1 protein-coding gene is annotated in these 6,212 nt (G+C 71.4%); it reads left to right on the top strand.

Features of this window, described 5'->3' with window-relative positions; translation table 11 throughout:
- Nucleotides 1–32 precede the first annotated feature (32 nt).
- Nucleotides 33–6,212: amino acid adenylation domain-containing protein (locus ACFC1F_RS42355; RefSeq protein ID WP_376167041.1), on the top strand; the 6,180-nt coding region annotated here is incomplete at its 3' end.

The following is a 6,212-nucleotide window of genomic DNA, read 5'->3' as shown; positions in this document are numbered from 1 at the left end:
GGTTGGTGTTCGCGGGGCGTGCGGATGAGCAGGTGAAGATCCGCGGGTTCCGGATCGAGCCGGGCGAGGTCGCCGCGGTCGTGGCGGAGCACCCGGATGTGGTCCACGCCGCGGTCGTGGCCCGCGAGGATACGCCGGGTGACAAGCGCCTGGTCGCCTACGTCGTCGCCTCGCCCGACGCAGACAATGACGAACTGACCGCACGCATCAGGGAGTTCGTTGCCACCCGTCTGCCGTCGCACATGGTGCCGTCGGCGGTGGTGGGGCTGGACGCGCTGCCGCTGACGGTGAACGGGAAGCTGGACCGCAAGGCCCTGCCCGCCCCCGAGTTCACCGCAGGCAGCACGGGCCGCGCGCCGGCGAACGCCCAGGAGGAGCTCCTCTGCCAGGCGTTCGCCGAGGTTCTGAGCCTTCCCGCCGTCGGCGTCGACGACGACTTCTTCGCCCTCGGCGGCCACTCCCTCCTCGCGACGCGGCTGGTGAGCCGGGTGCGCGTTCTCCTGGGTGCGGAGGTGCCGCTGCGGCTGCTCTTCGAGGCGCCGACCCCTGCCGCCCTCGCCGCCGCCCTGGGCCAGGCGGGCCAGGGCCGTGCCGCACTCGCACGCCGGGAACGCCCGGAACAGGTGCCGCTGTCCTACGCCCAGCGCCGGCTCTGGTTCCTCGGCGAACTGGAGGGACCGAGCGCCACCTACAACGTCCCACTGGCCCTGCGCCTGACCGGCGACCTGGACCACGACGCGCTCGCCGCCGCCCTGAGGGACGTCATCGAGCGACACGAAGTCCTGCGCACGGTCTTCGCAGTGGCGGACGGCGAGCCATTCCAACGAATCCTGCCCATCGAGGAGGCCGCGTTCGAGCTTCCGCTCGTAGACCTGGCACCGGAGGAGTTGGCCGACGCGATCGCGCACGCCGCAGCGCGCGGGTTCGACCTCTCGGCGGAGATTCCGCTGCGGGCCTCGCTGCTCCGGCTGCGCCCGGACGAGCACGTCCTGGTCGTCGTGGCGCACCACAGCGCTACCGACGGCTGGTCGGTCGACCCACTGGCGCGGGACCTGTCGGCCGCGTACACCGCGCGGCTGGGCGGTGCTGCGCCGGCGTGGTCGGCGCTGCCGGTGCAGTACGCGGACTACACCCTCTGGCAGCGCGAGTTGCTGGGCGACGACGAGGACCCGGGCAGTCTGCTGTCCCGGCAGGTGGCGTACTGGAGTGACGCGCTGGCCGGAGTGCCGGAGGAACTGGCACTGTCGACCGAACGGCCGCGACCGGCAGTCGCCAGCCACCGGGGGCACACCGTCGACGTGGCGGTCCCGGCCGACCTGCACGAGGCGTTGCTGGGCCTGGCGCGGGAGCGCGGTACGACCCTCTTCATGGTGTTGCACGCCGCCCTCGCGGTGACGCTCTCGCGCCTCGGGGCGGGACAGGACATCCCGATCGGCTCGGCGATCGCCGGGCGGACGGACGAGGCGCTGAACGACCTCGTCGGCTGCTTCGTCAACACACTGGTCACCCGCACCGACCTGTCCGGGGAGCCCACCTTCGCCGAGGTGCTCGACCAGGTCCGGGAGACCGTGCTGAACGGACTGGCGCACCAGGACGTGCCGTTCGAGCGGCTGGTGGAGGAGCTGGCCCCCGCGCGCTCGCTGGCCCGCCACCCGTTGTTCCAGGTGGTCCTCACCCTCCAGAACGCCGCCGGGAAGACCGTGGACGGCAGCTCCGTCCTCGACGTTCCGGGGCTGCGGGCCGAGGCATTGTCGCTCGGGCGGCGGGTGGCGAAGTTCGACCTCGACGTGATCGTCGGCGAGGTGTTCGACGAGCAGGGCGCCCCGGCAGGCGTCCGCGGTGTGCTCACGGTGGCCGCGGACCTCTTCGACCCGGCGGTCGCCGGGCGGCTCGCGAACTGCCTGGTGCGGGTGCTGTCGGCAATGGCCCACGATCCGAAGGCACTTGTCACTCGGGTCGATGTGCTGGAGCCGGTGGAGCGGGCGTTGGTGGTGGAGGGCTGGAACGACTCGGTGGAGGTGTTGTCGGGGTCGTTGACGCATGAGTTGTTCGAGGCGCGGGTGGCGTTGTCGCCGGGTGCGGTGGCGTTGGTGGTGGACGGGGTGGGGGTGTCGTTCGGGGAGTTGGATGCGCGGGCGAACCGGTTGGCGCGGTATTTGGTGGGTCAGGGGGTGGGTGCGGAGTCGGTGGTGGGTCTGTGCCTGCCGCGGGGTGTGGAGACGGTTGCGGCGATTTTGGGGGTGTGGAAGGCGGGGGCGGCGTATCTGCCGGTGGATCCGGGGCAGCCGGTGGAGCGGATTGCGTTCATGTTGCGGGACAGTCGTGCGGTGTTGGCGTTGACGACGGTGGAGTTGCTGGACGAGCTGCCGGCGGGTCGGGTGCGGTTGGTGGCGGTGGACGGTGCGTTGGTGCGGATGCAGCTGGCCGGGATGGCGGCGACTGCTCCGGGTGTGCGGGTGTCGGCGGACGGGTTGGCCTACGTCATCTACACGTCGGGGTCGACGGGGCGTCCGAAGGGTGTGGGGGTGACGCACGGGGCGTTGGCGAACTATGTGGGGTCGGTGCCGTCGCGGGTGGGGTTCGGTGCTGAAGGTGGCAGGTATGCGTTGTTGCAGGCGCAGGCGACGGACCTGGGGAACACGGTGCTGTTCGCGAGTCTGGCGACCGGTGGTGAGCTGCACATCCTCCCCGAGGAGGCGGTGACGGATCCGGCGGTTGTGGCGGCGTACTTCGCCGAGCACCGGATCGACTTCGTGAAGGTGGTTCCCTCGCACCTGGCGGCGCTGGCCGCTGTTGCCGGACCGGGGGGTGTGCTGCCCGCGGCGTCGTTGGTGCTGGGCGGAGAGGCCGCCCCGGCGGGCCTGGTGGAGGGGCTGCTGGAGGCGGCCGGGGGGCGGGGGGTGTTCAACCATTACGGGCCGACGGAGGCGACGATCGGTGTTGCGACGGCCCGGCTGACGGCGGAGTCGGTGGCGTCCGGTGTGGTGCCGGTGGGTCGTCCGGTCGGGAACACGCGGTTGTTCGTGTTGGACGGGTTCCTGCGGCCGGTGGCGCCGGGTGTGGTGGGTGAGTTGTATGTCGCGGGTGTGCAGTTGGCGCGTGGTTATGTGGGGCGTCCTGGGTTGACGGCGGAGCGGTTCGTGGCCTGCCCGTTCGGTGGTGCCGAGGGTGGGCGGATGTACCGCACCGGTGACCGGGCGCGTTGGACGGCGGACGGCAGTGTGGTGGTGCTGGGGCGTGCGGACGATCAGGTGAAGGTGCGGGGTTTCCGGATCGAGCCGGGCGAGGTGGAGGCGGTGCTGGCCGCCCATCCGGGCGTGGCGCAGGCCGCGGTCGTCGCCCGCGAGGACACCCCCGGAGATTGCCGGCTGGTCGCCTACGTGGTCGCCGCTGATGAAGACGGTGGTGAACTGTCCACGTCGGTTCGGGAGTTTGCCGTCTCCAGGCTGCCGGAGCACATGGTGCCGTCGGCGGTGGTGGTGCTGGACGGGCTGCCGCTGACGGGCAACGGCAAGCTGGACCGCAGGGCGCTGCCGGCGCCGGACTTCGCCGCGGTGGCGGGTGCCGGCCGTGGTCCGGCGTCGGTGCAGGAGGAGATCCTGTGTGCCGCGTTCGCGCAGGTCCTGGGCCTGGAACACGTGGGTGTCGACGACGACTTCTTCGCTCTGGGCGGGCATTCGCTGCTGGCGGTCTCGTTGGTGGAGCTCCTGCGGGCGCGCGGGATGGCGGTCTCGGTACGGGCGTTGTTCCAGACCTCGACTCCGGCCGGCCTCGCGGCCGAGACGGGCCCGGGGCAGGTGAGCGTGCCCCCGAACGCGATTCCGGCCGGCACGGAGGTCATCACGCCGGACATGCTGCCGCTGGTCGAACTGAACACGGCCGAGATCGCGAAGGTCGTGGCTGCTGTGCCGGGCGGCGCGGCGAACATCGCGGACGTCTACCCGCTCGCCCCGCTCCAGGAGGGGATCTTCTTCCACCATCTGTTGCAGGCCGGACGCGGGGGCGAGACGGACGTGTATGCCGAGCCGATGGTGCTCGGGTTCGACAGCCGCCAACGGCTCGACGCGATCCTCGCCGCCCTCCAGCAGGTGGTGGACCGGCACGACATCTACCGCACGGCCGTCGTCTGGGAGGGCCTGCGCGAGCCCGTCCAGGTGGTGGCACGGCACGCGACGCTCCCGGTGGAAGAGCTGGAACTCGATCCGCACGGGGCCGACCCCGTCGAGCAGTTGCTGACCGCCGCCGGCGGCTGGATGGACCTGGACCGCGCGCCGCTGATCCGGGTGCACATCGCGGCTTCGCCCGACAACGGGCAGTGGCTGGCGCTCTTGCGCATCCACCACCTGGTCCGGGACGACGCCACCACGGATGCGCTGCTGAAGGGCGTACGGGCGTTCCTGTCCGGGCGCGGAGACTCGCTGCCCGCGCCCCTGCCGTTCCGCGACTTCGTGGCCCAGGCCCGGTTGGGGGTTCCGCGCGAGGAGCACGAGCGCTACTTCGCCGACCTTCTCGGCGACGTCACCGAACCCACCGCCCCGTACGGGCTGCTCGACGTGCACGGCGACGGCAGCGGAGCCGTGCAGGCACGGGCCGACATCGACGCCGAACTCGCCGAACGGGTCCGGGAAGTGTCCCGCCGGTTGGGCGTGAGTCCGGCGACGGTCTTCCATGTGGCGTGGGCGCGGGTGCTGGCGGCGGTCAGCGGTCGGGACGACGTGGTGTTCGGCACGGTGCTGTTCGGCCGCATGAACGCCGGCACCGGGGCCGACCGCGTCCATGGCCCCTTCATCAACACGCTGCCGTTGCGCGTACGCGTCGATGAGCTCGGAGCAGCCGAGGCGGTCTCCGCGCTGCGGCACCAGCTCGGCGAGCTGCTGGTGCACGAGCACGCGCCGCTCTCGGTGGCGCAGCAGGCCAGCGGTGTCCCGGGCGGCAGCCCGCTGTTCACCGCGCTCTTCAACTACCGGAACGGCCGACTCGCCGGGGGGACACCCGGATCGGACCTCGGCGTCGGCCTGGACGGCGTGCGACTTCGGTACGCCCGGGGCCGTACCAACTATCCGTTGGTGGTGAACGTGGACGACGACGGGACCGGTTTCGGCCTGAGCGTCGACGCTGTCGCCCCGGCCGATGCGGAGCAGGTGTGTGGGTTGCTGCGGACGGCGGTTGCGGGTCTGACGTCGGTGTTGGAGGAGTCGCCGGAGTCGCGGTTGGGTGCGGTGGATGTGGTGGGCGGGGTGGAGCGGGAGCGGTTGTTGGTGGGGTGGCAGGTGCCGGCGGTGGAGGGGTCGGTGGGGACGTTGGTGGGGTTGTTCGAGGCGCGGGTGGTGGAGTCGCCGGGTGCGGTGGCGGTCGTGGCTGACGGGGTGGGGGTGTCGTACGGGGAGTTGGATGTGCGGGCGAACCGGTTGGCCAGGTGCCTGATCGGTCGTGGTGTCGGCCCGGAGTCGGTGGTGGCCGTCATGGTCGGCCGATCGGTGGAGTTGGTGGTGGGGATGCTGGCGGTGTTGAAGGCGGGTGGGGCGTATCTGCCGGTGGATCCGGCGTATCCGGACGAGCGGGTGGCGTTCACGCTTAAGGACGCCGGCGCCGAACTCGTCGTGTCGTCGGGGGATTTGCTCGGGCGGTTGTCGGGGTTCGGGGTGCCGGTGATGGCGGTGGACGGTCCCGAGGTTGCCGGTTTTGACGGTGCGCCGTTGGAGGTGGGCGAGCGGGATGTGGTGCTTCCTGATCATCCGGCGTATGTGATCTACACGTCGGGGTCGACGGGGCGTGCGAAGGGCGTGGTGGTGTCGCACCGGAGTGTGACGGGGCTGTTCGCGCAGTCGCGGGGCCTGTTCGGCTTCGGGGCGGGGGATGTGTGGAGCTGGTTCCACTCGTTCGCGTTCGACTTCTCGGTGTGGGAGTTGTGGGGGGCGTTGTTGCACGGCGGGCGGGTGGTGGTGGTTCCGTTCGAGGTGTCGCGTTCGCCGGAGGAGTTCCTGGCGCTGGTGGAGCGCGAGGGGGTGACGATGGTAAGTCAGACGCCGTCGGCGTTCTACCAGCTCCTCGCGGTGGAGGGCGCACACGCGGACGCTTGGGGGTCGGTGCGGGCGGTGGTGTTCGGCGGTGAGGCGCTGGATCCGTCGCGGCTGGCGCCGTGGTGGGCCCGGTACGGCAGGTCGGGCCCGCGGTTGGTGAACATGTACGGGATCACCGAGACGACCGTGCAC

The organism is Kitasatospora sp. NPDC056181 (assembly GCF_042266225.1).
GTDB lineage: Bacteria > Actinomycetota > Actinomycetes > Streptomycetales > Streptomycetaceae > Kitasatospora.
Note: the sequence above shows the minus strand (reverse complement) of the source record. Positions and strands in the feature narration are given on the sequence as shown.